The following is a 26,531-nucleotide window of genomic DNA, read 5'->3' on the forward strand; positions in this document are numbered from 1 at the left end:
AAGAAATGCTCTGTGAAAACAGGGCATTTTTTATTTACATTTTAGGCAAGGTAAATTACTTTACATTTTTTAAATTTATAAGAAAAATAAGATTAAATATTAATTAACTGAAAATCAATAACGAAGCTTTTTTCGATATTAATTCAACTTTAAATTTGACATTTTAGAATAAATTAATTGTTAAAAACTATGGTTTTTATGCTTTTAAGAGTTAAATTCGCCTTCGACGTAATATATTTGTAATTTTTAAGTTTAATTATGTAAATAAACTTAAGAAAAAAGGAGTAGTAACTAAAATAGTAATTATGGTTTTTAGATTAATAATAGGGATGTTTTTTTTCAGTGTTGGAGTATTTGCACAAGATAATTTTGTGAAACACAAAATTTCAAAAGGAGAAAACCTTTCTGTTATTGCTAAAAAATATGGAGTAAAAGTTAAAGAGATTTCCGATGCAAATCCAAACGCTTCTAAAATCTTAAAACTAAATTCAGTTCTTTTAATTCCAAATAAAAATACTGCTAAAGTTAAAACAAAATCGGAGCCTAAATCTGATGTTGTTGCAAGTACCAGCCCAAATTCACACGAAGTAGCAGCCAAAGAAACGCTGTGGGGAATTTCAAAAAAGTATAATGTTTCTGTTGATGATTTGAAAAAAGCCAATCCGCTTTTAGAGACCGAAGGATTGAAAATTGGACAGCAGATAACAATTCCTTCTAATTCTTCTGATATTGCATTATTAAACGAAAAACCAAGGGAGAAACAACCAGAAGCAGTATCTACAGATGTTGAACTTTATAGAGAAGTAAAACCAAAAGAAACAAAATACGGTATTTCTAAAGAATATGGAATTTCTGTTGCAGAATTAGAACGCCAGAATCCTTCAATCAAAGGGAAAGTTCCTGTTGGATATCTTTTAAAAATTCGAGTTTCAAAAGAAAAAGCAGATGCCATTCAGTCTGCGAAAGTTATTGAAGATTCCCAAAATGCTGCAGTAACTTCGCCAGTACAAATAGCACAAACTGCTGAAATTAAAAAAGATTCTACATTTGTTAGATTATCATCTGGAAGTCATTCAGAATTAATAGATCAGCTGATTGCAAATGCTACAGAAAACATTGGCGTAAGATATCGATCGGGAGGTACCACAAGAGCAGGTTTTGATTGTTCGGGTTTAATGATCTGCACCTTTAATAATTTTGATATTAAATTGCCGAGAAGTTCAATTGAGCAGTCTCGTGTAGGAACAAAAGTAACTACAGACGAAGCGCAAAAAGGAGATTTGATCTTCTTTAGAACAAATGGAAGACGCCATATTAACCATGTTGGAATGATCGTAGAAGTAGCCGACGGCGAAATTAAATTTGTACACTCATCAACTCATGGCGGTGTAATGATTTCTTCTACAAAAGAACCTTACTACACAAGAGCCTTTTCACAAGTAAATCGCGTTTTAGAATAGTATTAAAGAAAAGTACTTTTTAAAAGATCCAATCGAAAAGGTTTGTTCCAAAAATCAGAAACATACTTATTTTCTTTTGCCTTTTTAATTTCATCACTATCTAAAGTGGAAGAAAGTACAAATATTTTGATTCTATTTTTTAGATCTTCTGCTAAAGTCGAAAATTCTTCTAAAAACTCAAATCCATTCATTATAGGCATTTGAATGTCTAAGATAATGACGAGTGATTTATGATCCGAATTTTTTAAAAGCCAATCAATTCCTTCTTTTCCATTGTTAGCAATAAAAAGCGGGTTGACATCTAATCCTTTTTTGAGCAATTTTTTAGTAACAAATTGATCAATTAAATTGTCCTCTATAAGTACGAACTGCGGTTTAGGCTCCATGAGAATTTGGTATAGTTACTATAAATTTACTTCCTATAGTGTTTTCAGAAATAACAGAAATATCTCCTTTTATATTTTCAACAGCTTCTTTAACAATATAAAGTCCTAATCCTGATCCTTTATTTTTGTTTGTTCCAAAATACATGTCGAATATATTTTCTTTATGGTCATCATGAATCCCGATTCCGTTATCAGTAACTTCAATTTTATTCAATCCATCGCTAAAATAAGTTTTAATGCTAATAAACATTTCTTGCTTGCTGCAATCAGCATATTTTATGGCATTGGAAAGCAGATTGTTAATTATGATTTTTAAACGAAGACCATCGCTTTCAATATGATCCACTTCCAGTTCCTGTGTAAATTTGATTTTACGTGCATTTTCAATATGCATCAATTGTGAAATAGCTTCGTTAAACAATTCTTTAAGGCTTACAGGTTCCATTATAACTTCCTTTCTTTTATTCTTAGAATAATCAATGATGTCGCTTATAAATTGATCTTGCCGAGCTAAACTTTGATGCATCATTTCAAGATAATTCCGAACCTGCGTTACATCCTCTTCTAATGCTGTAATCTCAATAAGCCCCTTTAATGAAGTTATAGGAGATCTTAAATCATGGGATGCGCTGTATACAAATCGGTCTAATTCGCGGTTTACGATAATTAGATTTTCATTTTTTACTTCAGTTTCCTTTTTTGAAACAAGAAGTCTTTTTACCATTATAGAGTAGTAAAGACAAACGCTGCAGACTATTACTAAGATAAAAAAGACATTGCTAATAATCAACAAGTCTTTTATTTTTCGGGTTCCTTCTCCTAAAATATTAGAAAAGTTTCGTTCATTACTATTTAGTTGATCGCTTAGGCTGCTAATTTGTTTTAAATAGTATTGCTGCTCTTTAGCGGTTAAAAGATTTCGATCTATTTTGGCATTAATCTGCTGACCTATAATAAATAGCCTGAAAATAAGTTTGTCACCTTTGCCCCATTCGTCTATTGCTTTAGAGAGAAAAGAAACCTGCTTGAAATTATCAAAAAGCCAAATAATATCATCTAAATCTTCTTCATGATTTCGGCCTATCAACAAACCATTTCGAGCAATTTTGTTGTCGCCTGCCTTTAAAAGCGTAATCCTGGCAATGCCATCACCTTGAGGGACTTTCAATTCTTGTAAAAATAATTTCCATTGATTTGAGTCTTTCGTATAGAGATAAGTTAAAAGATGTCTGGATGCATCTTTTTGTCCTTTGGAATAATGTGATTCTCCATTAACATAAGCTCTATTGGCGGATAATATTTTAATGGTAAAAAAATTAATACAGATAAGTAGTGCACAAGATATAAAAACTATTAAAATGAGAATAAAAACGTTCGGAAAACGAAAGTTTTTTAATGCTTGTAACTTAGACATAATCTGATAATTATTAGGTTAATTTAAATGCCTTTTTTTATGTAATTTTTCTTTCTTAGAAACAAGCTTATGGGGAAACTTATTAATGACTTCGAATTAAACACTTGTTAATTTTTTTTATCACTAAAAAATCAAAACGGAATGCTTTTTCCAAATGTAGTAAAATTTATCTTATAATATTTCGCAAAAAATAGTACGTGGAAAAAAATAATTGAAGATGTATTTCTTTTTGTTTAAGGTGGTTGTTTTGTAGTATGTTGTTTTTATTCCAGCAGATTTATTTAAAACTCAGCATGCATAATCAATCGTCTAAAAGCATAGATAGAAGGAACTATTGGGAAATGCATATCTATTCTCTTTTTAAATGCGTTTGATAGTTCTCCAAATTCACTTTCGTTTAAACGCTCCTGGTAAACTGTTAAAGCAGAACCAGAAATAAAATCAAAAAAATCGTTTGTATTAGTAGAAATCAAAGGGTAGATTTTTTCGTAAATAGTCATATTTCTGCCTCCATTTTCGAAAAGGATTTTGGCATATTCGTCTAAAGTTAGTACTGGAGAAGGGCGTGACCAATTTTTCAAATATGATTTGAAAGGTTCTTCTTTTACCAAATTGAAAAGTATCTTATTAAGAATGTTTTCATTTTGCTGCGGCATTTGAACAGCCAGCTGACCACCTGGATTTATTTGAGAAATTATTTTTGGAAAAAGATTATTATGATTATCAATCCATTGCAGTGCTGCATTCGAAAAAATTAAATCCCATTTTTCATCGACATTGAGCTGTTCTAGAATTGTTCTTTCTTTAAATTGAAGATCATTTCCTAGTGGAGTTTTTGCCAGCATTTCGGCAGAGTTATCGATTCCAAGTACGATTGGATTGGTGAGTTTTTGAGAGAGTTTCTTTGTAAGTTCACCTGTACCACAGCCTAAATCGATAACTTTTAAATTTGGTTTATCAATAATATGACTTGTTAAATCATCAAAAGGTTTTGAACGTTCATCTTTAAATTCGTTGTATTTTTTTGGATCCCAAGTCATATTATTGTTTTACTTAAAGGTAAAGAAAAATTCTAACGTTTAAAAACTAAAGGAACTGCCTGTCCCATCTGTTTAAAAGTACCAGTAATATTTTGGTCTTTGGCAAGAACTCCTTCGTACTCTATCGTTAAATTTTCTACAGTAAATTTGAGAGTTGAATTTTCAAATGTGGTCGTTGTAACTGGAAGTCCAAAAGCTTTTTGATCTGGACTGTCTAATGTAGCACTAAAACCATTGTCGGTTTTTGTAATGTGGAGAACGATATTCAATTCTGCTCCGGGTACTTTTAGTAGACCTTTCCAGTCACCTGTAATGTCTTGGGCAAATGTGCTTAACGCAGCGAAAAAGAATAGAAGTAAAAAAGTGGTTTTTTTCATGGTTTTGGATTTAGAAATAAAGAATTAATTCAGTATGAAAATTCTGAAATAAAGTTATGAAATTATTCTTACTAAAGTATAGAATTATGTTTTTACAATTTGAAGAAATTGTAAAAACTATTAATAAGAAAATAAAGGAGATGCAAAAAATATTTTTAAATAATCTAAAAGCAGCGATCTAAAATCTAAAATTTCTAAAAAAAGTATATCTTTAACCAACCCTAAACCAATAAAAATGCAAGAAAACGACCAAGAAAATTTTAAAAGAGAACTCGGATTATTAGACGGAACCATGCTTGTAGTGGGTTCTATGATTGGATCTGGGATATTTATTGTGAGTGCCGATATTGCCAGACAAGTCGGCTCAGCAGGATGGCTGACTTTAATTTGGCTGCTCTCTGGATTAATTACCATTATTGCTGCGGTAAGTTATGGCGAATTAAGTGCCATGTTTCCGAAAGCGGGAGGACAATATGTATATCTAAAAGAAGCATACAACAAATTAATAGCCTTTTTGTACGGCTGGAGTTTTTTCGCGGTCATACAAACCGGTACAATTGCTGCCGTGGGAGTTGCCTTCTCTAAATTTGCAGCTTATTTATATGAACCTTTTAGCGATGAAAATATTCTTTACGAACTAGGTTCTTTTAAACTTAATGCTGCGCAGCTTGTTTCTATTTTCACGCTTGCACTATTGACTTATATAAATAGCCGAGGTGTGAAAAACGGTAAAATTCTACAGACCGTCCTTACAATCATCAAAATTTTATCATTACTGGGATTAATTGTTTTTGGATTAACGCTGGGAGCGAAAGCTTCTGTTTGGGATGCAAATTGGGCTGATGGATGGAACACTCGTGCCTTTGATAAAGAAAGTGGATCATGGCTCCCAATTGGAGGAACAGCTTTGATTACTGGAATCTCGGCAGCAATGGTAGGCTCTTTGTTTTCGAGTGATGCTTGGAACGGTGTTACTTTTATTGCGGGGGAAATTAAAAACCCAAAGCGAAATGTTGGTTTCAGTTTGTTTCTAGGAACCTTTATTGTAACTATTATTTATGTTTTAACCAATATCATGTATTTGGCAGTTATTCCGTTAGATGAAATTGCAACCGCAAAATCTGATCGTGTAGCGGTTGTGGCATCACAATATATTTTCGGTAACATTGGAACATTGATTATCGCAATTATGATTATGATTTCGACTTTTGCCTGCAACAACGGATTAATTATGGCGGGAGCAAGGGTTTATTATACAATGGCAAACGATGGATTATTCTTTAAAAAAGCGGCTGTTTTAAATAGTTCGAGCGTTCCTGCTTGGGCACTTTGGGCGCAGTGTGTGTGGGCTTCGGCTTTATGTCTTACTGGAAAGTACGGCGATTTACTAGACTTTGTAATTATAATAGTTTTAATTTTCTACATCCTTACTATTTATGGAATTTTCATTTTGCGTAAAAAAATGCCAGATGCAGAAAGACCTTATAAAGCTTTTGGATATCCATTTTTACCAATGCTGTACATTATTATAGCAGCAGCAATTTGTGTTTCATTACTGCTTACAAAATTCTCAACTTGCGGCTGGGGAGTTTTAATTATGCTGACTGGAATCCCAGTTTATTATTTAACAAAACCAAAAGAGAATTAAAACGGGTTGAGTATCATTTTGGAAGTTTCATCATTAGAATCTTTCTTTTTAATAAACTAAAGCGCCTTGTAATTTACAAGGCGCTTTTTTGTGCAACAAATTTAAAACCAAAATTGAACAATAAAATATTTTAGATAATTTGACAAAATTTGCAGCATCTTGAGTAAGTGATAAATGAAACTTATTATTTGACCGAGTAAGGAAGAGAAAGATTCCCGCTGGCAACCGTATAAACTTTGTAAACTCCCAGCATTGGTTTTGTTCCCTCGCCTTCATGCGAGCCGCCTGCTCCAGTGCTGACTTCCATATAACAGCTTACGGCATCAAACTTAAAATTGGTTTTATTATTGATTCTAAAATCGGGAACAATGACTTTTATAGAATTTCCTTTAGCAACAATATTAAAGCCTGGGCTGTCCATATACATCGCCATTCCTGGATTTGTGGGTGGCAGTACAACATTTGGGTCTCCTTTTTTAAATTCCCTCACAGAAAGTCCGCCGCCAACGCGTTTATCTTCAACCAGTAAAACCCAGTGTGCGTGCCAAACTAAGCCATCATTGAGATAATTTCCATCTAGATTTTCGTCCCAAAGAGGGGTATCTTCAAAATCGGGGTGTGAGGTTAATGCTAAGGCGACAATTCCTTCGGCTTGACCGAAACCAATATCAGATGATTTTAGGGTTGTCGGAAAAACATAGGCTAGAACCGGTGCTCCATTGAATTGTCCAACAGGTTTAGGCATTGTCTTGCCAGCAGTTCCTTCAACTTTAATATCCCAGACTGTAATGCCTAAATCTGCCTTGTGGGTTATGGAGGCTGATTTTATTTTGAAATCACTATTATCATAATTACCGCATTTGTCGCACGCCTTTGAAACAGTATAATTTAAAACAATAAAGAATAAAATAAAGATTGATTTTTTCATAATTCATGTGGTTTAATGTTAATCGGTTATTAGAAACCAATACACGTGCCACTTAAAAAATGTACTAAAAGAAAGGGATAAGAAGTTTTTTAGTTTTTTTGGAATAGTTATATACCGCGAATTGAATTGTGTTTAGTGAAATTTCGTTATCGGCTTTTTGTAAAATAACATACAGAGAATCGAACTTTAAGAATTGAAATTTAAAGCCCGTTTAAATCATTATTAATTCTTTCTTCTGTAGGTCTTAAGAAAATAAGATAGATTATTACTAAGATTCCAAATAACAGAAAATCTGGTTTTAAGAGTAATATTAAAAATGCTGCACCTTCTAAAACAGCCCATCGCATAATAGACGCTGCTTGGTAAATTGGAAGTTTTTCTTCTAATTTTAATTTTGGATCAATTTGTTTTAATTGTGATTTAAAAAGAAAACTACTAAAAACAAAAGCAATAACAGGTATGAAAACATAAACGATTGATACAGAATCTATAACTGGCATACTTAATTTTTCAATTGAAAGCTCTCCTAAGAAGTAATAAGCAAGAATAGTCCCAGCACAAATGGCAAGATGAATAATTTGTAAAGTCTTGATTTTTTCGTTCATAATTTTGATTATTAGGGTAATGCAAGATAGAACTTTAATAGATATACAAAGATAAAACTTTGGAGGCTCAAGATTTTGTCTTTCGGCTAAAAAAAAAAAAGACACTACGCAATTGTAGTGTCTTAAGAATGTAAAAAATCTATGAGCTGGAATTATGCAATAACAGGCTCGGCAGATGATTTTATAGTTGAATTAATAATAGACAAAGTCTGTGGGTCGCATTCTCCTGAGAAAAAAGCTTCCAGAATTTCTTGAAATATCGGATTTGCATTTTCTACCAAAGAAAATAAAGTCATGCAAGAACGTAATTTTCTAGCATCTAAATCGCCAAAAATTCCATCTGCAGATTTCCTTTTGAAGGTTAATAAAAGCTCTGAAATTTCGATTAAATGTTTTCCTAAAATTGGATGTTCTAAATAATCAGATGCTTCTTTTAAATCATTAATAGCGTAAAGAATTGCAGTATCACTTTTTCCTAAACCTTTTATTTGCGGAAAAATAAACCACATCCAGTGTGTTTCTTTTTTCCCTTTACTGATTTCAGAAAGAGCGGTAAGATAAAGTTTGTTTTGCGCATCTAAGAAACGCGCTAAATCATTGTTTGAATATGCCATTACGGTATTGTATTTAAAAAAAGGTTGCAAAAATAGTAAAAAAGATAGGGTTTGCCTAATAAAACATTCATACAATCAGTAATTTAACTTTTTTCGACAGAATTTTCCTCGTCGTCATTAAGCCAAAAAACTGACTTATTTTTAGTTACTAATAACTTATACATTTCGGCGGGTCTGCCTAAATGTTAAATTGATTCTTGGTAAAACATCCCGCGCAGTTTTCGGAACCTGATGCTGCCAAAAGCTATTCGTTGTTCCAGACATCAGTAAAAAAGAACCATGATGCAGCGGAATTTCAACTTGGGGAATCTCCTTGCTGAATTTATGACGAAGCCTGAACATTCTAGTTTCCCCAAAAGTAACCGAAGCAATAATTGGGTTTGGTCCTGTATTATGTTCCTTATCGCTGTGCCAGCCCACGCCATCATTTCCATTACGGTATAAATTAAGTAAAACAGTATTGAAATCCTGTTGTGTTTCTTTTTCAACACGGCCTCTAATTGTTAATAATTCGTAATTCCAGTCAGGTCCTTTTTGGTCAGCTCCTGGATTATCCTTGTCTTCGTACCAGGCGATCATTCTGGGAACGGTATAGATTTTATCGTAAATCTCCATTTCATATTCTCTCCATTTGGTTTTACGGAGCAGTCTTTCATAAAAGCGATCAGATTCTTCTTTGGTGAAAAAATTATCGATCAAAATCAATTCAGAATCAGGAATGTCAAATACTTTTTTTCCTGCCAAACCTGGGGTAAATAATTCGGTGTCGTTAAATAATGTCATTGTTGCATTCATTTTTTATCAATTTCAATCCATACAGGAGCATGATCGCTTGTTTTTTCCCAGCCTCGCACATGACGGTCAACACCGCCAGAACGCAATTCTTTTGCAATTTGCGGACTTAGTAAAAAATGATCAATTCTCAATCCAGCATCACGTTCGTAAGCATTTCTAAAATAATCCCAAAAAGTGTAAATTTTCTCATCAGGATATAATTTTCTAATTGCATCTGTCCATCCCTGCGAAACAATAGCGGCAAAAGCTTTTCGAACTTCGGGCAGGAAAAGTGCATCTTTTACCCATTTTTCAGGTTTATAAACATCTAATTCTGTTGGCATCACATTAAAATCGCCAATAAGAATTACAGGGATTTTTAACTTCAGCAACGATTCAGCACGCTCAGCCAAACGATCAAACCATTTTAGTTTATATTCTAATTTTGGTCCCGGCGCAGGGTTTCCGTTTGGAAGATAAAGACAGGCAATCACAATTCCGTTAATCAAAGCTTCGATGTAACGACTTTGTATATCTTCCTCATCACCTGGAAGTGTTCGCGTAACTTCCTCAATTTCCATATTTCGGGCGAGAATCGCAACGCCATTCCATTGTTTTTGTCCATGCCAAATAGCATTATAACCTGCATCATTTATCGCTTTAAGCGGAAATTTATCCTGCGGTGCTTTTAATTCCTGAAGGCAGACAATATCTGGAGCAGCTTCTTCAAGCCAGCGTAGTAATACATTTAAGCGTCCGTTAACTCCGTTTACATTATAGGTTGCTATTTTCATGTTTCATTTAATTAGTTGTAATATTAAATTTACTGATAATTAAGCATTTAATTCTGTTCTTGGTTAAGGAACTGTTTCTTAAAGAATACTTTACCCGGATATTTTTCTGCGTAAGCAAAAATCAAATGCACAATGTATTGATTGCTTTTATAAGGTGTAACATAGTTTTTTACTTCTGATGGATCTATAATCGAAACATCTGTCGGAATATGTCCCATACCATAAAAATGGCCGTTTTCAATCCAAATACAGCTTCGTTCGTCTTTGGTTCTCCCTTTATCAATAATGGCAAAAGTGGGACGGTTGTTTAACAGAAAATCAATTGCATTATCGACCTGTTGGTTATGAAACAAAGCGTCTGGCAGACTTTTTATATCATTATTTTGAAAAATCTCTCCATCTTCGGGTCTGGAATATTTGCAGAATCTTTGATCAATTTCAAATTGTTCAGAAAGCTCTCTCAGTAAATTTATTGCGTTATACAAACTATTAAATTCATGAATACAAGTCTGAAATTTGGTTAGTTTTCCAACAGCTAAATATTTATATCCGTTTCTTGCTTCATATTGATAAATTCCAAATTTTGCTTCAAAACGCTTTAATGCTCGGTTGTAAGTTGGCCAGAGTTTTTTGATTTCGGTACATTCTAATAACAAAGCCATTAATTCGGTTGCGCAGACTTCAAACGAAATTCCGTGAATATCACGCAGAAAATGCTGCCTTTGCGAATTAATTTTATGTCCGCTGAAATGAGAAGCAACGCGTTTTTTTAAGTTAATCGCTTTTCCAACATAAATCACCTTTTTCTGTTGATTATAAAAATAATAAACACCAGGTTTTTCGGGTAAATTATTAAAATCTTCTGGAGGTAAATTGGGAGGTAAACGCTGATCTTCAGAAGTTTTTTTGATCATTTTGTTGATCTCTCCTGCATCATCCCATTCTAATAATAAAGAAAATAATATAGCAGTAGCATCTGCATCTCCGCCGGCGCGGTGCCTGTTTTCTAAACAGATATTTAAGGAGTTACACAGATTTCCCAAACTATAGGATCCCAATCCTGGTTTGATTTTTCTGGCTGCGCGAACGGTGCACAATTTTCTGGCAGTCCATTTAAATCCCGCTTGTTCAAGCTGATGACGCACAAATGAATAATCGAAGTTGACGTTGTGCGCGACGAAAATACGATCGGTAAGCATTTCGAGTACTTTCTCTGAAATATCATCAAAAATAGGCGCATTGGCCACCATTTCATTATTAATCCCTGTTAAACCAAAAATAGAAAGTGGTATTTCTTTTTCAGGGTTTACAAGGGTTTCATAACGGTCAATTACATTTTTACCATCATGAATAATAATGGCAATTTCTGTAATGCGGCTGCCACTGGCATTGCCGCCTGTGGTTTCGATATCTACTATGGCATATTCCGTATTTCTCATCTTTATATAACGTAAAATCTATTTCTTCATTTGTTATTTTAATGCTAAAATTTCATTCGATGTCTCGGCAGATTAATTTCATGCCCCTGCGGATAAGGCTGGCGGTGCGTTGGGCTAACATCTTCTTTAATTAATCGCTGTGTCTTAAACTGATCTTTAGCATCCATATATCGAGGATCTGGGATAAAAGGCATCTTGGCCATTTTGAGGATCGTTATGGTTGGAAAGTGATAATCAACTTCTACATTTCCTAAAAGCAAATAGCAGCCTCCGCCCTGAAAAGGATTCTCCACCAAGCTATCAGGAAAATGGGCTGTGTCAAAATAAGAGCCTTCATGATCAATCCAAGTTCCAAAATACATATTTCCTTTTTTGGTAGGAACTTGTTTTCGGGCAATTAAATAAGCCAGCATTCGAACCTGTTTTTTATGATGTGAGACAAGATCTTTTGCCATAACATCGCCGCGATATTTGGTTTGTAATAAATCAAAAACGGTACACGATACAGGAAAACTCAACAATTCGATTTCATCAAAAGCATCTTCAAAAATAGAACGTTCTAAAGTTGGAAGCTTATATTCTTTAACGGGTTCTTGTAAAAGCATTAAACTTCTGTTTTCTGGTTTAAAATTATTCAAAAGTAAACTGGCAATAACGAGAAGCTGATTTTTGGTTTTTCCTGTGAAACGGAATGCATCTATAAAAATCAAAGTTTTAATGTTTTCAATACCAATTGGAATTCGATTAATAAAATCCTCCAAAGAAATAAAGTCACCATTTTTCTCGCGATCCGATTCGATCAAATTTGCTGTTTTCGATTCTAGACCCTGCAAATGCATAAACCCTAAATAGATATCATTTCCGTAAACTGTAGTTTGATATTCACTTTTATTTACACACGGATTAAGGATCGCCGCGCCAGACATACGGGCTTCGTGTACATACACTTCGGTTCTGTAAAATCCGCCTTGATTATTGATAACCGCTGTCATAAATTCGACAGGATAATTAATCTTGAGATATAAACTTTGGTAACTTTCTACCGCATACGAAGCGGAGTGCGCTTTACAAAATGAAAACCCTGCAAACGATTCAATCTGACGGTAAATTTCCTGACTAAGCCCTTCAGGATGTCCTTTCTGGGCACACGAAGCAAAGAAATTATTTTTTACTTTTTGCAAGGCCTCTACAGAACGTCCTTTTCCAGACATGGCGCGACGCAGAATATCACCGTCTGCGGCAGGAACGCCTCCGTAATGCTGGGCAATTTTGATGACATCTTCCTGATAGACCATAATACCATAAGTTTCACCAAGATGTTCTTTGAAAACCTCATGAAAATATTGAAACTGATCTGGATTATTATGACGAAAAATATATTCTTTCATCATTCCGGATTGTGCAACGCCGGGACGAATAATAGACGAAGCCGCTACAAGAGTTTTATAATTATCACAATTTAAACGGCGCAATAATCCGCGCATTGCGGGACTTTCGATATAGAAACAGCCAATGGTTTTTCCTTGTGCCAAATGAACATTGCATTTAGCTTCATCTTTAGATATAGAAGTGTTTCGAATATCTACTTTTATACCTCGGTTTTTTTCGATTAGCTTTACGCTGTCATCGATATGCCCAATGCCGCGCTGACTTAGAATATCGAATTTTTCGAAACCAATTTCTTCGGCAATATGCATGTCAAAAAGTACGATGGGAAAACCTTTTGGAGGCATTTCCAACGGCGTATAATTGGTAATCGGTTCTTCAGAAATAATAATACCGCAGGCGTGCATACTGCGCTGATTAGGATATTTATTCATCATAAGACTATAATCCTGAACGAGCTTTACAATAGAATTTGTTTCTTGTAATGCCATCGGATTTTTGGCCAGCATATCTAATTCTTCTTTCGGAAGACCAAAAACTTTTCCAACTTCCCTGAAAATAGAACGGTGTTTGAATTCTACATTGGTACCGCAAAAAGCAACATGATCACGGCCATATTTACCAAAGATATATTCTAAAATTATATTGCGTTCTTTCCAGCTCCAATCGATGTCAAAATCAGGCGGACTTTTGCGGTTTAAATTTAAAAACCGCTCAAAGTATAAATCCAATTCTAACGGACAAATATCTGTAATTCCTAAGCAGTAGGCGATAATACTATTGGCACCGCTGCCTCGGCCAATATGCATAAAACCCTGACTATTACTGTAGCGCACAATATCCCAAGTGATTAAAAAATAACCGCTGAATTCTAATTCATCAATCACTTTTAATTCTTTCTCGACACGTTTTTTTGCCAATTCATGATTTTCGCCATAACGCCATAATAGACCTTCCTGCGCCAATTCAGTTAGTTTTGCTATATCTTCTTGACGACTTTTAGTAAAAAACTTTTTGTTTTTAGGCGTTTTAAAATCATATTCAAACTGGCAGGAATCAATTATTTGCTGTGTATTGGATATTATTTCAGGATACTTTTCATAATAAGGCAACAGCGATTCTAAAGGCAGTAATTTTTCAGAAGTTTTGCAATAATCAGTTTCTGTTAATTTTGATAAAATGATATTCGTATCAATTGCACGCAGAATTTTATGCAGATTAAATTCTCTCTTATTTCTAAAAGTTACCGATTGCAGTATAACCATTTTAGAAATTTTATCATTATGTTCTGATGTAAAAAGTCTTGAAACTTCTTCGGGACGAATGCCGATAAATTCATTTTTACGAAGAACTTTTGGAGCATTTTCTAAAGTATAAATCACATAAACTGCTTTGAACTGTGGAGCAATTAATGGTAAAGGTTCCCCGCTGAAATTATGAGTCGTTAAAAACCGATTCATTTCAGCCAATCCCTCAGCATTTTGAGCTAAACCAATATATCGAAACTGATGATTGCATCGAAATTCCATTCCAACCAATGGTTTAATCTGTTTTTCAGCACATGCTTTTATAAAATCATAAATTCCAGTTACCGTATTAATATCTGTAAGTGCCATTGCCTTTACACCGCAAGCAACAGCCTCTGTGATGAGATCATCGAGAGGAATCGTGCCGTAGCGAAGTGAATGATATGAATGACAATTGAGATACATAATTATTTACTGCGTTTTAAAATTTCATCTTTGTTATTGGGTTTAAAAGAAGCTCCTGCACAACGCATTACAGCATCAAAACCATAACGGTTTTTCATTTTATCCATGGCGGCATAAAGCGAAAGCATTTCCTGAGTATCTTCAAAAAGATCAATTTGATAGGTGCCTCGAACTAATCCGCTAAAGCGAATACCAATCAGGCGCAGGCGCATACGACGCTGATACAATTTTTCAAAAAGCTCCAGTACGTTTTTAGTTAAAATATGATCTGCAGAGGTATAGGCTATTCGACATTGTTTGGTTTCGGTATCAAAATTGGCATAACGTATTTTTACCGTAACTGTTGAGGTTAGCCATTGTTCTGACCTAAGCTGAAAAGCCAGTTTTTCGGTCATTCCTAAAAGCACTCTTTTTAGTTTTGCAATGTCAATAGTATCTTGAGAAAAAGTATGTTCGGTAGAAATTGATTTTCGTTCAGTATAAGGTTCAACAGGCGTATTATCGATTCCGTTGGCTTTTTTCCAAATATCCAAACCGTTTTTACCAATCATTTGCTGCAAAACTTCGGCAGGCATTTCGGCTAAAGTTTGAATTTTACGAACACCAATTCGGGATAAAAGCTGAAAAGTAACAGCCCCAACCATCGGAATTTTTTGAATCGATAAAGGATTTAAAAAGTCTTGTACTTTTTGTTCTGGGATTTCAAGATTTCCTACAGGTTTGCCTTCTCCGGTTGCAATTTTAGAAACGGTTTTATTAATAGATAATGAAAAACTAATTGGGAGACCAGTTTCTTTAATGACCTTTTGAGCCAATTCATTTGTCCATTTATAACTGCCATGAAATTTGTCCATTCCAGTTATATCCATATAAAACTCGTCGATACTGGCTTTTTCTAAAACAGGCGCTTTTTCCTGAAGAATTTCGGTAACATCATGAGAAAGCTGCGAATACAATTCCATGTCTCCTTTCATAACTTTTGCGTCTGGGCAAAGTTTTAATGCCATACGAATTGGCATAGCAGAACGGACTCCATATTTACGGGCTTCATAAGAACAAGAGGCTACAACGCCACGGTCGCCTCCGCCTATAATAAGCGGAATATCATTGAGTTCAGAATTGGTGCGTCGTTCACAGGATACAAAAAAGGTATCCAAATCCATATGTACAATTGCCCTTGCCATTTTTCCTTTTTGTTTTTGTATAAAGCAAAATTAGTATAGATAATAACAATTTTTTGTATATTTGCTGTTCCAAATTATAACAAATTAATTATGTCCTTATTTTCAGACAATATCAGAGCATTAAGGGTTAAGCATAAAATATCACAAGAGAAATTAGCTGGAAACCTGAAGATTACCCGAGGAAGATACGTAAAATATGAAGATGGAACTTCCGAAGCGCCGTACGACATTTTAAAGCAAATCGCCTTATATTTTCATATGAGTATCGATTTACTGTTATCTGTTGATATACGTAAAATCAATATAGAAAACTTAATCAAATTAGAAGGCAACCGACTCATTTTACCCATACAGGTAGATAGTTTTGGGGAGAATTATATCGAAATTGTATCTCAAAAAGCAAAAGCAGGTTATCTCAACGGCTATGCCGATCCTGAATATATCGAAAGTTTACAGCAGGTATCACTTCCTTTTTTAGGACCAGGAAAACACCGCGGATTTCCTGTTGAAGGAGATTCGATGCCTCCGCACGAAGACGGTTCTATCATTATTGGTCGTTATGTGGAAAGGTTAGGAGAGGTTATGGATGGAAAAACCTATATCTTGATTACCAAAAATGAGGGTATGGTCTATAAACGTCTTAATAAAAACAAAAAGAATTCTTTGGTTCTGGAATCGGATAATAGCTTTTACCCAAATTATGAAGTGAAAGCTTCTGATATTTTAGAGATTTGGGAATACGAATGCAACATCGGCCGATCTGATAAAAAACAAACCTTATCTGAAACTGAAAGTATGAAAGAACTGCTTCTTGAAGTAAAAAGAGAAGTGATGGAGATTAAGAATAATACGTCGAATACGTAATTTTCAGCCACAAATTAAAAGGATTATTTTTCGCCACGAATTCACGAATTTGATTTAAAATAATTCGTGAATTCGTGGCGAAAAAAATATCTAAACTTTCAACAAAAACCAAAACGTACTCCCCAATCCCAAATTACTCTCAACTCCAACATTTCCATTTTGGGCTTCTATAAATTCTTTACTGATCGCTAAACCCAATCCTGTTCCGGATTTTTGACTCCCAGGTACTTGAAAATATTTATCGAAAACTTTGTCTTTATATCGCGTATCAATTCCTTTTCCAGTGTCGATAACCTGAAATACGATTTGATTGTTTTCTTTTTTTAATTTGATGAAAATGGTGCTTTTTTCAGAAGAATACCGAATAGCATTCGACAAATAATTAATCAAAACCCAGCCTGTTTTTTCGCTATCGGCTTTTACATCTTCAAGATTTTCATCTGCATTAATAACCAATTTAATTTGTTTTTGATCCGCCTGAACTTTTACAGCTTCAACAGCATAATTTACAATTTCATGCGGATTGCTTTTTTCAATATTCAGCTGAATATTTCCAGTTTCCAATTGTGATAGATTCAGCAATTCTCCAGTAATTTTCAGCAATCTTTGACTGTCATCTTTTATACTTTCAACCAATTGTTTCTGGTCGTCATTCATATCGCCCGTTTTGGCATTTTCAAGCAATTGAAGACTTAATTTTATAGAGGCAATCGGCGTTTTTAATTCGTGCGAAACGGTCGCAATAAAATTGGTTTTGGCAAAATCCAATTCCTTAAAAAGTGTAATGTTTCGCAGAATAATGACATCACCAATATTGATTTCTTTTTCTTCGCCGGTTGGAATTATGGTAATGCTCAGAATTTCTTTTTCAAAATAACTTTCTTTTCCGTGGGCATAAATTTTAAGCGGTTGTTTTTTAGGTGCATCAATATCATCTTTTAAAATCAAGGAACGAATTAAATCATTCGATAAGGCCAAATTTGAAGCCGATTTCCCAACAACATCTTCCAGTTTTAAACCAATAATTTTTAACGCTTCATCATTGGCAAACAAAACAATTCCTTCATTATCCAGACCAATAATTGGATCATGCATGTTATTAATTAAAGTTTCAAGCCGTTTCTTCTCAAAGAATAATTTGTACAAATTACTATCATTATATTCCTGAAGTTTCTGCGCCATCGTATTAAACGACTTTGCAAGATCGCCAAATTCGCTATGGCTTGTAAAATGTACACGTTCTGAATAATTTTTATTGGCTATTTCTTTAATACTCAGCGTTAATTCCTTTATTGGGTTTGCAATATTATTAGGTAAATTAACGAGTAGATTAAACGCGATTAAAAAGCATAAACTTCCAACAATGGCAATCCATAAATTAGCATTTTCGGCAGTAAGTTTAGCAATGTCACTTTTCTGTTTTATAGCATCCAGATTGAGTTTCATAATAGCAAAAATGTCCTGTCTGATTTGTGTTTTCAGAACTTCATTTGCTCCATTTTTTTCTAAAAGAGCAAAGCTTTTCTCTAGGTTTGCAGTTGCTTCTTTTTCTCCAGGTTCGGTTACATTTTGAGTTTGTTTTTCCAGATATTCTTTAAAAGTCTGAATCTCATTATCTGGATTTGCTTTAATTTCATCCAAAGACAAAATCATATTTCGCGAATATTCTAATGTATTATAATTCGCTTTTAGAATATTCTCTGTATCTGCTTTTATTAAAAAAACAGAATAACCGCTTACGAGCGAAAGTATAATGATCATTAAAAATAATAATCCAACACCCAGATTTAATTTGGTTTTAATTCTCATAATTTTAATTTTTGTAAAATGTTGGCTGTGAGATATAAAATGTATTCCCAAAGATCATATCACATTTTACATCAAACATTTCACGATAATATAACAAGATCAACATTTGATAAAGACAGTTTGTTTAGCAAACGCCTGAAAATTGTTGTAGACAAAATTACTTTAAATAAATTCAAATGCGGTTTCCCGATGCAGACAGTTGTAATTTGTTTTTCTTCTGTAGTAATCAAAATCGCATCGGCAATATTTTTATGTTCTAATTTAATAACTTCTGCGCCCAATTGTACTGCTAGTTTAAAGTTATTTATTAAATGCCGCTGTTTGTCTAAAGCAATTTTTGTACTGCTTTCCTGTGGCGTTTCTACATACAAAACATACCAGGATCCGTTGTAATAACTTGCTAATCGTGCTGCTTTTCTGATCACAATTTTGGCCGTTTTATCATTACTGCTAATGCAGGCCAGCAATTTTTCATGTCGTAAAGCATGAAGATTCGGAACTTCATTCTCAACTTTTCGAACGACTTGACTCGCTACTTCTTTCAAAGCCAGTTCTCGAAGTTGAAGAATTTGTTCCGATTTAAAAAAGTTCGTTAAAGCCGTCTGAATTTTATCCGGAGTATAAATTTTTCCTTCTTTCAAACGTGCAATCAAATCTTCCGAAGTCAAATCGATATTGACAACTTCATCTGCCAATCGCAAAACATTATCTGGAATTCTTTCCTGAACATCAATGTTTGTAATTCGCTTTACATCTTCATTTAAACTCTCAATATGCTGAATATTAACGGCCGAAATTACATTAATTCCTGCATCCAGAATCTCCAAAACATCCTGCCAGCGTTTTTCGTTTTTGCTTCCTTCAACATTCGTATGCGCCAATTCATCAACAATAACCACTTCTGGTCTAAGGTTGATGATTGCCTGAACGTCAAGTTCTTCGAGTTCTTTTCCTTTATAGAAAATCGTCCGTCGCGGAATAACAGGCAAACCCGCCAATAATTCATGCGTTTCCTTTCGCATGTGCGTTTCGATGTAGCCAATTTTTACATCGATTCCGTTTTTCAATAACGAATGCGCTTCCTGAAGCATACGAAAAGTTTTGCCCACACCGGCGCTCATACCAATGTAGATTTTAAATTTTCCTTTTCGTGATTTCTGAATTAAATCGAGAAAGTGCTGTGCGTTATTTTTCTGTTCCATAAAAATATGCTTTAAGCTATAAGCTGTAGGCTTTAGGCAATAGAACTTTCGGAAAAGCTTACTGCCTAAAGCCTAAAGCCTAAAGCTAAAATGAAATCGCCAGCGAAGTCGTTACAAACGTATTCGTATTCGTTGGAGCGTTATCTTTTGTAAATATTTCATCTTTGCTTGAAAGATTTCTGGCTTCAATTCTAAACATTACATTATCAGTAACTAAGTAATCAAAGTTAGCTGAAAATCCGTAAGTTTTAAAACCGTTTGGCGTTTCAGTTGCGATAATTACACCTTTTTCATCGCTGTAATATTCACCACGCGCTGCAAGCTGAATTTTATCTGTTGGTTTGTATTGCAGAATCAAAACGGGCGAAAACCAAGTGTCGTATTTGTTACTGTTTTTAGCCGATTGCTGTGATCCAACATCAAAACCAGCCGTTATATTGGTTTTTTCCGTTACTTTAAATTGCCCGTAAAAGTTATTAAAATAACGCCATTTTTTGTCAATATCCGGCTGTTCATTTCCAACATACGTACTCCAGTTCAAAGCAACTTTATCCGATGGTTTATAAGTAATTTGCGTTCCAAAAGCTGGAGTTTCATTGCCCTCAACTTTCTCAATTCGTTGCCAGCCGTTTAAATACATTCCCGCCAAATACCATTTTCCAGATTCAGACGTATAGCCAATTTTAACTCCCGTTTCATAGTAAGGAGAATTCTCAGCCAAAATACTTCTAGTTAAAGTCTGGCAGTCCTTTCCAATTGCACTTTCAAAACCAATATGCGAAGGCATAATTCCGGCATCAATCCATAAATTGTGGTTTTTTGAAATCTTTACACCAACATTCGCCTCGTAAACATTTTTCAATAAACCCTGTTCGACAGCCATATTATATTCGGCATAAGTTCCTGCCATCAAGGCAAAATTTCCCCGAATATTTTCTTTCGAATAATTCACTTTTGCCATACCCAAATTCAGATTTACCTCGTTACTTTTATTGTAACTGTAAAAAAAGTTCGGCCGTGTATGATTTTCTGGTTTCCCGAAATCATAGCTGTAATAAGCGTCTACATATCCTGAAAACGTAAACGGACTTTTCGATTCTTCTTGTGCTTGTAAATTGCTGTAACCAAAAGCGATTAAAGCAGTAAGTATTATTTTTTTCATTTTTGTGGTATTCAATTATTTATTTGTAGATTTTTTAGGAGCTAATCCCGCTATCCGTTTCAATCTTTTGTACCGAACCCCGGCACAAAAGGATTTCCTCCCGAAGCCTCGGGACTATCAGGGCTAGGACATTTGGGGTAAAAAGGCGTTTAGTATCCTAACAGGTTTCCAAAACCTGTTAGGTATTTAATTTTACAGTTTAGTTTTTATCGGTTAGTTTGTCATTTCGACGAAGGAGAAATCTTCGCAAGAAGCTCCGCAAAGAATATCAAATCTGTGACGATCTAGCAACGAAGATTTCTCCTTTGTCGAAATGACAAGAATGCGCATAGAAAACCTTAGAATCTCAGAACCTTAGTATCTCAGAATCTCAGAATCTTAGCATCTTAGAGCTTAACGAAGCTCATCCAACCCCACATTCAGTTCCAAAACATTCACAGTTTCAGGCCCAACAATAGCCGAATTAATTTTAGATTCTACCAAAGCTTTTACTTTAGCTTCGTCCAGTTTTCGTTCTTTGGCAATTCGTTTTACCTGAATCAAGGCGCCTTGCGGAGAAACATTCGGATCTAAACCGCTTCCTGAAGCCGTAACCATATCTGACGGAATATCAGATTTTTTCAAATAGGGGTGAACCAATAAAAGCGTATCAATTCTTTTTTGAACTAAAGCCAAATATTCAGCGTTGCTTGGTCCTTTATTACTTCCGGCACTTCCAGCCGCATTATAATCTACAGCCGAAGGTCTTCCCCAGAAATAATTCGATTTGTCGAATTTCTGACCAATTTTTTGGTAACCAACCACTTTTCCGTTAACTAAAATCGTTTCTCCTTTTCCTTGATTTGGAGCAATTTGTGCGATTCCATAAATCGCTAAAGGATAAATAACTGCGAATAAGATTAAAGTAAGCGCAGTAAGTTTTAATAGTGAAAATATATTTTTCATTTTTTTTATTTTTAGAGGTTCTAAGGGACTAAGGTTCTGAGTTACTAAGAAAAAACTTAGCACCTTAGCACCTCAGAACCTTAGCAACTTTTATTTACATAAATAAAGCTACAATCAAATCAATAACTTTGATTCCGATAAAAGGAACAATTAGACCACCTAAACCATAAATCAAAAGATTTCTTTTCAAAATAGCACTGGCTCCAATTGGTCTGTAATCAACACCTTTCAGCGCAAGCGGAATCAATATTGGAATGATAATCGCATTGAAAATTACAGCAGATAAAATCGCACTTTCAGGACTGTCCAAATGCATGATATTTAAGCCTTGCAGCGCAGGAATCGCAGTAATAAAAAGAGCAGGAACAATAGCAAAATATTTCGCAACGTCATTTGCAATAGAAAAAGTAGTTAAAGTACCTCGGGTCATTAAAAGCTGTTTTCCAATTTCAACAATCTCGATTAGTTTCGTTGGATCATTGTCAAGATCGACCATGTTTCCAGCTTCTTTTGCAGCTTGAGTTCCGCTGTTCATGGCAACGCCCACATTGGCTTGCGCTAGGGCAGGAGCATCGTTAGTTCCGTCACCCATCATGGCAACCAGTCTTCCTTCGGCCTGTTCTTTTCGGATGTAGTTCATTTTATCCTCAGGTTTAGCCTCGGCAATAAAATCATCAACTCCAGCAGCTTCGGCAATAAATTTAGCCGTAAGTGGATTATCACCTGTAACCATAACCGTTTTGATTCCCATTCTGCGCAAACGCTCAAAACGCTCTTTCATTCCGGTTTTTATAATATCTTGAAGTTCGATAACACCTTGAACCACATTGTCTTTAATTACGACTAATGGTGTTCCTCCGTTAGAAGAAATTGTAATGACTTGTTGGGCAGTATCTTCAGGAAAAGCATTTCCAGCTTGCTGCGCAATGTTTTTTGCAGCGTCTTGTGCGCCTTTTCTAATATTCGTTCCGTCTTTTAATACTACTCCGGAAGTTCTGGTTTCAGCTGTAAATTTGATGGTGTGTGAAATATCAGAAGTAGTTTGCAAAAAGCTTGCTTTAACCTCATTTTTTACATCGATCATCTCGCTTAATTCCAATATACTTTTTCCTTCTGGGGTATCATCTGCAAGCGAGCTCAAAACAGCTGATTTTACAAAATCATCAAAAGAAATTCCTTTTGTTGGATAAAAATTGGTTGCTTTTCTGTTTCCAATGGTAATGGTTCCGGTTTTATCCAAAAGCAATACGTCAATATCTCCGGCAGTTTCAACCGCTTTTCCAGATTTTGTAATTACGTTGGCGCGTAACGCTCTGTCCATTCCCGCAATACCAATCGCAGAAAGCAGACCTCCAATCGTGGTTGGAATTAAACATACAAACAAAGCAATGAAAGCCGCAATCGTGATGGGTGCGTTGGCATAGTCGGCAAACGGTTTTAGCGTAACGCACACAATCACGAAGATTAAAGTAAATGCGGCTAATAGAATGGTTAAGGCAATTTCGTTTGGTGTTTTCTGACGGCTCGCACCTTCAACCAAAGCAATCATTTTATCCAAAAAGCTTTCGCCAGGTTCAGATGTTACTTTTACTTTAATTTTGTCTGATAATACTTTTGTTCCTCCGGTTACAGATGATTTGTCACCGCCTGCTTCCCGAATTACAGGAGCACTTTCTCCGGTAATGGCACTTTCGTCGATCGTAGCCAGACCTTCGATAATTTCACCATCGGCAGCAATTAAATCACCGGCTTCACAAACGAAAATATCGTCTTTTTTTAATGCCGAAGAACTAATGTTTTTAATTTCTCCGTTAGGTAAAATTTGTTTTGCAGGAGTTTCTTCACGTGTTTTTCTTAAACTGTCAGCTTGTGCTTTTCCTCTTGCTTCGGCAATTGCTTCGGCGAAATTGGCAAATAAAAGCGTCGCCAGTAAAATTAAAAATACAATTAAATTATATAGGAAACTGCCTTGATCTGTTGCTCCCATTAATATGGAAATACAAACGGCAAACATAATGGCTGTCCCTATTTCTACGGTAAACATTACCGGATTTTTGATCATCATTTTTGGATTCAGCTTGACAAAAGACTGCACTAAAGCTTCTTTTACCTGCTTACTTTCAAACAATGATGTGGATTTATTAGTTGTCATTTTCTTGTAAAAAGTTAAATGTTATTTTTTAAATGTTATGCGTTGAAAAAAAACACAGATTGTAAAACATAGCTAGCGGTTTCAACCGCTGGGACGCAACGTATATCACAATCTTTGTCCCAGCAATTCGTTTCCCGTGGTTGAAACCACGGGCTATATTGAAATGCGAATGGTAAAATCGTTTCTAACTATATGTGAAAACGAGTTTTCTTTTTATTCTTTTTTATAGATTTAAATTCTATGTTTCTATGTGTTTAAATTATCCAGCATTTTTATTTTAAAGTAAAGAATTCTGCCAATGGGCCTAAAGCCAGAGCAGGAAAGAAAGATAAAGCAGCAATAATTGCGATTACAGCAAAAGTCATGATTCCGAAAATTGAGGTATCTGTTTTTAAAGTTCCTGCACTCTCTGGAATGTATTTTTTACCTGCCAATAAACCTGCAATTGCTAATGGTCCAATGATTGGAATAAATCGGCTTAACAGTAATACAATTCCTGTTGTGATATTCCAAAACGGATTGTTATCTCCTAAACCTTCAAAACCAGAACCGTTATTGGCCGCGCTCGAAGTATATTCATATAACATTTCTGAGAATCCGTGATTTCCAGGATTGTTTAACCAGCCTGTTGCGTTACCGCTGAACCAATATCCCATTGCTGTATCATGTGCAGCAAAATAAGATGCTAATGCAGTTCCTGATAATATTAATAAAGGATGAAGAATAGCGATAAAAGCGGCTATTTTAACTTCCCGTGCTTCGATCTTCTTTCCTAAAAATTCAGGCGTTCGACCCACCATTAATCCAGAGATAAATACAGCCAGGATAATGAAAATGTAGTAGTTGAGAATACCCACGCCGCATCCGCCGTAAAAGGCATTTACCATCATCGATAATAATTGCATTGCGCCAGAAACCGGCATCGAACTATCGTGCATACTGTTGACAGAACCTGTAGAAATTACCGTTGTGGCAATACTCCAAAATCCTGAAATTGCTGGACCAAACCGAACTTCTTTTCCTTCCATCGCTCCGGTTGTTTGTGCGATTCCCATTTTTTCAATAGCAGGATTTCCGTTCATTTCGCTCATCACTGTTGGAACAACCAAGAGTAAGAATCCAACCGTCATTACACCAAAAATAATGTTTGATAGCTTTCTTTTGTTTAAGAAAAAACCAAGCGCAAAAATCATGGCAAACGGAATAATCATCTGCGCCCAAAGTTCAACTCCGTTAGTAAAATAAGTTGGATTTTCTAATGGATGCGCTGAGTTGGCTCCAAAAAAACCACCGCCGTTTGTACCAATATGTTTAATAGCAACAAATGCAGCAGCGGGCCCGCGAGAAACTTCAACTGAATCTCCCTGAAGCGTTGTAATGGCATCTTTTCCTTCAAAGGTCATTGGAGTTCCGCTAAAAAGTAAAGCGATTGCAACGATTGCTGAAAGTGGTAATAAAATACGAGTACAGCTTTTGATGAAATAATTGTAAAAATTACCCAATTGTTCTGTAGTTCTTTCTTTCATTGCTGTAAAAATCATAGCTGCAGCAGCCATTCCGATACCGGCAGAAACAAACTGAAGGAACATCAAGACGATTTGTGAAAGGTAAGAAACCCCGCTTTCGCCAGAATAATGCTGTAAGTTGCAGTTAACCAAAAATGAAATAGCAGTATTAAATGCCAAATCGGGTGTCATTGAAGGGTTGTTGTCTGGATTAAGAGGCAAAGAACCCTGAAACAATAAGACAAAAAAGCAAAGAAAGAACCAAACCATATTTATACTTAAAAGTGCTTTTAAGTGTTGTTTCCAGTTCATTTCTTCAGTGGAATTTATACCGCTGATTTTAAAAATAAATTTTTCAATTGGATTGAAAATCGGGTCAATAAGTGTCTTATCTCCCAAATAAACTTTAGCAATATATTTTCCTAAAGGAATCGCTAAAATAATAGTTAGGATAAAAATACCAATGACGCCTAATAATTCTGTGTTCATAAAAATGTGATTTGTTAATTGTAAAATGTGAGAGGTAAAAGCAGACTGACGTATAACATCTCACTTATAACTTTTTACATGATTTAAAATTTTTCGGGTTTGATTAATACATAAACCAAATACACGAAAACGGCGATTGAAATAATAAATAGTGCGGTCATGATTTAGATTTTTTCAAAGAATTCAACTGACAGAAAACAAATGGCAAATAGCATAACGGCCAATGCGAGTAAAAGAAAAGTGATCATAGGATTATTTTAGATTTGTGAAATGTGAAATGTGAGAAGTAAAATGTTATTGTGAAAAGAGATACGAACATCTAACATTTCACAAAAAACATTTCACTAATTAGACTCCCGAAGCATTAACCTGCTTGATATATTCCGCTTTAAGCGTTTGAGGAAAAAGATGTGAAATATTGCAGTGGCGCATTTCCATAAAAGAAGAAACCGAAAAAACGTACACATTAGAAATGGCATTTTTAGTTTCGATGCTTCCGCTGATAAATAAGCGTTCTGCAAGAGCCAGGCATTTTTTGGCACGAACAATATTTCCAGAAATAATAGATTTTTTAGTTATCTCGGCAAAGCGTTCTGCTTGTTTGTAGATTGATGTGACTTGATTTTTCATGAGAATGAATTT

At 34.9% G+C, this 26,531-nt stretch carries 23 protein-coding genes; 3 read left to right on the forward strand and 20 right to left on the reverse strand.

Going from position 1 to position 26,531, the window contains the following annotated elements; translation table 11 throughout:
* The first annotated feature begins 305 nt into the window (after window positions 1–305).
* Window positions 306–1,460 carry a C40 family peptidase gene (locus tag HYN86_RS09355; protein WP_113677777.1) on the forward strand — a complete coding sequence of 385 codons (1,155 nt, stop codon included), beginning with the start codon at window positions 306–308 and terminating at the stop codon, window positions 1,458–1,460.
* Between the two features lie 2 nt (window positions 1,461–1,462).
* On the opposite strand, the gene HYN86_RS09360 is transcribed toward HYN86_RS09355, so the two are convergent.
* The 4 genes from HYN86_RS09360 to HYN86_RS09375 form a co-directional block, all read right to left on the reverse strand.
* Complete coding sequence (locus HYN86_RS09360) at window positions 1,463–1,846, reverse strand: response regulator (RefSeq protein WP_113677778.1); 384 nt, start codon at window positions 1,844–1,846, stop codon at window positions 1,463–1,465.
* A complete protein-coding gene (locus HYN86_RS09365; protein ID WP_113677779.1) occupies window positions 1,836–3,260 on the reverse strand; it encodes a sensor histidine kinase in 1,425 nt (474 codons plus the stop codon). The genes HYN86_RS09360 and HYN86_RS09365 overlap by 11 nt, the downstream gene beginning before the upstream one ends.
* Before the next feature lie 281 nt (window positions 3,261–3,541).
* Window positions 3,542–4,300, reverse strand: a complete 759-nt coding sequence (locus HYN86_RS09370) for a methyltransferase domain-containing protein (protein WP_113677780.1) — start codon at window positions 4,298–4,300, stop codon at window positions 3,542–3,544.
* 32 nt (window positions 4,301–4,332) lie between these two features.
* The gene (locus tag HYN86_RS09375) at window positions 4,333–4,677 is read right to left on the reverse strand and encodes a hypothetical protein (RefSeq protein ID WP_113677781.1); all 345 of its coding nucleotides are present in this window, start codon (window positions 4,675–4,677) and stop codon (window positions 4,333–4,335) included.
* A 235-nt stretch (window positions 4,678–4,912) separates the two neighbouring features.
* On the opposite strand from HYN86_RS09375, the gene HYN86_RS09380 reads away from it, so the two are divergent.
* Window positions 4,913–6,325, forward strand: coding sequence for an APC family permease (locus tag HYN86_RS09380; protein WP_113677782.1), 1,413 nt, complete (start codon window positions 4,913–4,915; stop codon window positions 6,323–6,325).
* Window positions 6,326–6,509: 184 nt separating this feature from the next.
* Here the strand turns inward: HYN86_RS09380 and HYN86_RS09385 are convergent, their stop codons facing one another.
* The 8 genes from HYN86_RS09385 to dinB all read right to left on the reverse strand — a co-directional run bounded on the left by HYN86_RS09385 (window position 6,510) and on the right by dinB (window position 15,761).
* Complete coding sequence (locus HYN86_RS09385; RefSeq protein ID WP_113677783.1) at window positions 6,510–7,253, reverse strand: hypothetical protein; 744 nt, start codon at window positions 7,251–7,253, stop codon at window positions 6,510–6,512.
* A 200-nt stretch (window positions 7,254–7,453) separates the two neighbouring features.
* A complete protein-coding gene (locus HYN86_RS09390; RefSeq protein WP_113677784.1) occupies window positions 7,454–7,858 on the reverse strand; it encodes an MFS transporter in 405 nt (134 codons plus the stop codon).
* Between the two features lie 152 nt (window positions 7,859–8,010).
* Window positions 8,011–8,472 carry a DUF1810 domain-containing protein gene (locus HYN86_RS09395; RefSeq protein ID WP_113677785.1) on the reverse strand — a complete coding sequence of 154 codons (462 nt, stop codon included), beginning with the start codon at window positions 8,470–8,472 and terminating at the stop codon, window positions 8,011–8,013.
* A gap of 156 nt (window positions 8,473–8,628) precedes the next feature.
* Complete coding sequence (locus HYN86_RS09400) at window positions 8,629–9,255, reverse strand: alpha-ketoglutarate-dependent dioxygenase AlkB family protein (RefSeq protein WP_113679899.1); 627 nt, start codon at window positions 9,253–9,255, stop codon at window positions 8,629–8,631.
* A gap of 8 nt (window positions 9,256–9,263) precedes the next feature.
* The gene (xth, locus tag HYN86_RS09405) at window positions 9,264–10,040 is read right to left on the reverse strand and encodes an exodeoxyribonuclease III (protein ID WP_113677786.1); all 777 of its coding nucleotides are present in this window, start codon (window positions 10,038–10,040) and stop codon (window positions 9,264–9,266) included.
* Window positions 10,041–10,087: 47 nt separating this feature from the next.
* Entirely contained in the window at window positions 10,088–11,479 is a 1,392-nt protein-coding gene (locus HYN86_RS09410; protein ID WP_113677787.1) for an exonuclease domain-containing protein, read from the reverse strand.
* A 44-nt stretch (window positions 11,480–11,523) separates the two neighbouring features.
* Complete coding sequence (locus HYN86_RS09415) at window positions 11,524–14,577, reverse strand: DNA polymerase III subunit alpha (protein WP_113677788.1); 3,054 nt, start codon at window positions 14,575–14,577, stop codon at window positions 11,524–11,526.
* 2 nt (window positions 14,578–14,579) lie between these two features.
* Window positions 14,580–15,761, reverse strand: a complete 1,182-nt coding sequence (dinB, locus tag HYN86_RS09420) for a DNA polymerase IV (RefSeq protein ID WP_113677789.1) — start codon at window positions 15,759–15,761, stop codon at window positions 14,580–14,582.
* Between the two features lie 90 nt (window positions 15,762–15,851).
* On the opposite strand from dinB, the gene HYN86_RS09425 reads away from it, so the two are divergent.
* The gene (locus tag HYN86_RS09425) at window positions 15,852–16,625 is read left to right on the forward strand and encodes an XRE family transcriptional regulator (protein ID WP_113677790.1); all 774 of its coding nucleotides are present in this window, start codon (window positions 15,852–15,854) and stop codon (window positions 16,623–16,625) included.
* A gap of 90 nt (window positions 16,626–16,715) precedes the next feature.
* Here HYN86_RS09425 and HYN86_RS09430 read toward each other — a convergent pair whose 3' ends face one another.
* The 8 genes from HYN86_RS09430 to HYN86_RS09465 all read right to left on the reverse strand — a co-directional run bounded on the left by HYN86_RS09430 (window position 16,716) and on the right by HYN86_RS09465 (window position 26,519).
* Entirely contained in the window at window positions 16,716–18,434 is a 1,719-nt protein-coding gene (locus tag HYN86_RS09430) for an ATP-binding protein (RefSeq protein ID WP_113677791.1), read from the reverse strand.
* An 80-nt stretch (window positions 18,435–18,514) separates the two neighbouring features.
* Window positions 18,515–19,636, reverse strand: coding sequence for a sensor protein KdpD (locus HYN86_RS09435; RefSeq protein ID WP_162789342.1), 1,122 nt, complete (start codon window positions 19,634–19,636; stop codon window positions 18,515–18,517).
* 85 nt (window positions 19,637–19,721) lie between these two features.
* A complete protein-coding gene (locus tag HYN86_RS09440; RefSeq protein WP_113677793.1) occupies window positions 19,722–20,798 on the reverse strand; it encodes a porin in 1,077 nt (358 codons plus the stop codon).
* A gap of 393 nt (window positions 20,799–21,191) precedes the next feature.
* Complete coding sequence (locus HYN86_RS09445) at window positions 21,192–21,743, reverse strand: K(+)-transporting ATPase subunit C (RefSeq protein WP_113677794.1); 552 nt, start codon at window positions 21,741–21,743, stop codon at window positions 21,192–21,194.
* Window positions 21,744–21,837: 94 nt separating this feature from the next.
* A complete protein-coding gene (kdpB, locus tag HYN86_RS09450; RefSeq protein ID WP_113677795.1) occupies window positions 21,838–23,895 on the reverse strand; it encodes a potassium-transporting ATPase subunit KdpB in 2,058 nt (685 codons plus the stop codon).
* A 272-nt stretch (window positions 23,896–24,167) separates the two neighbouring features.
* A complete protein-coding gene (gene kdpA / locus HYN86_RS09455) occupies window positions 24,168–25,889 on the reverse strand; it encodes a potassium-transporting ATPase subunit KdpA (RefSeq protein WP_113677796.1) in 1,722 nt (573 codons plus the stop codon).
* 83 nt (window positions 25,890–25,972) lie between these two features.
* Complete coding sequence (kdpF, locus tag HYN86_RS09460; protein ID WP_081909388.1) at window positions 25,973–26,050, reverse strand: K(+)-transporting ATPase subunit F; 78 nt, start codon at window positions 26,048–26,050, stop codon at window positions 25,973–25,975.
* A gap of 187 nt (window positions 26,051–26,237) precedes the next feature.
* Window positions 26,238–26,519, reverse strand: coding sequence for a DUF7674 family protein (locus HYN86_RS09465; RefSeq protein WP_113677797.1), 282 nt, complete (start codon window positions 26,517–26,519; stop codon window positions 26,238–26,240).
* Between the last annotated feature and the right edge of the window lie 12 nt (window positions 26,520–26,531).

This window comes from Flavobacterium fluviale, assembly GCF_003312915.1.
In the GTDB taxonomy this organism is placed as follows: Bacteria; Bacteroidota; Bacteroidia; order Flavobacteriales; family Flavobacteriaceae; genus Flavobacterium; species Flavobacterium fluviale.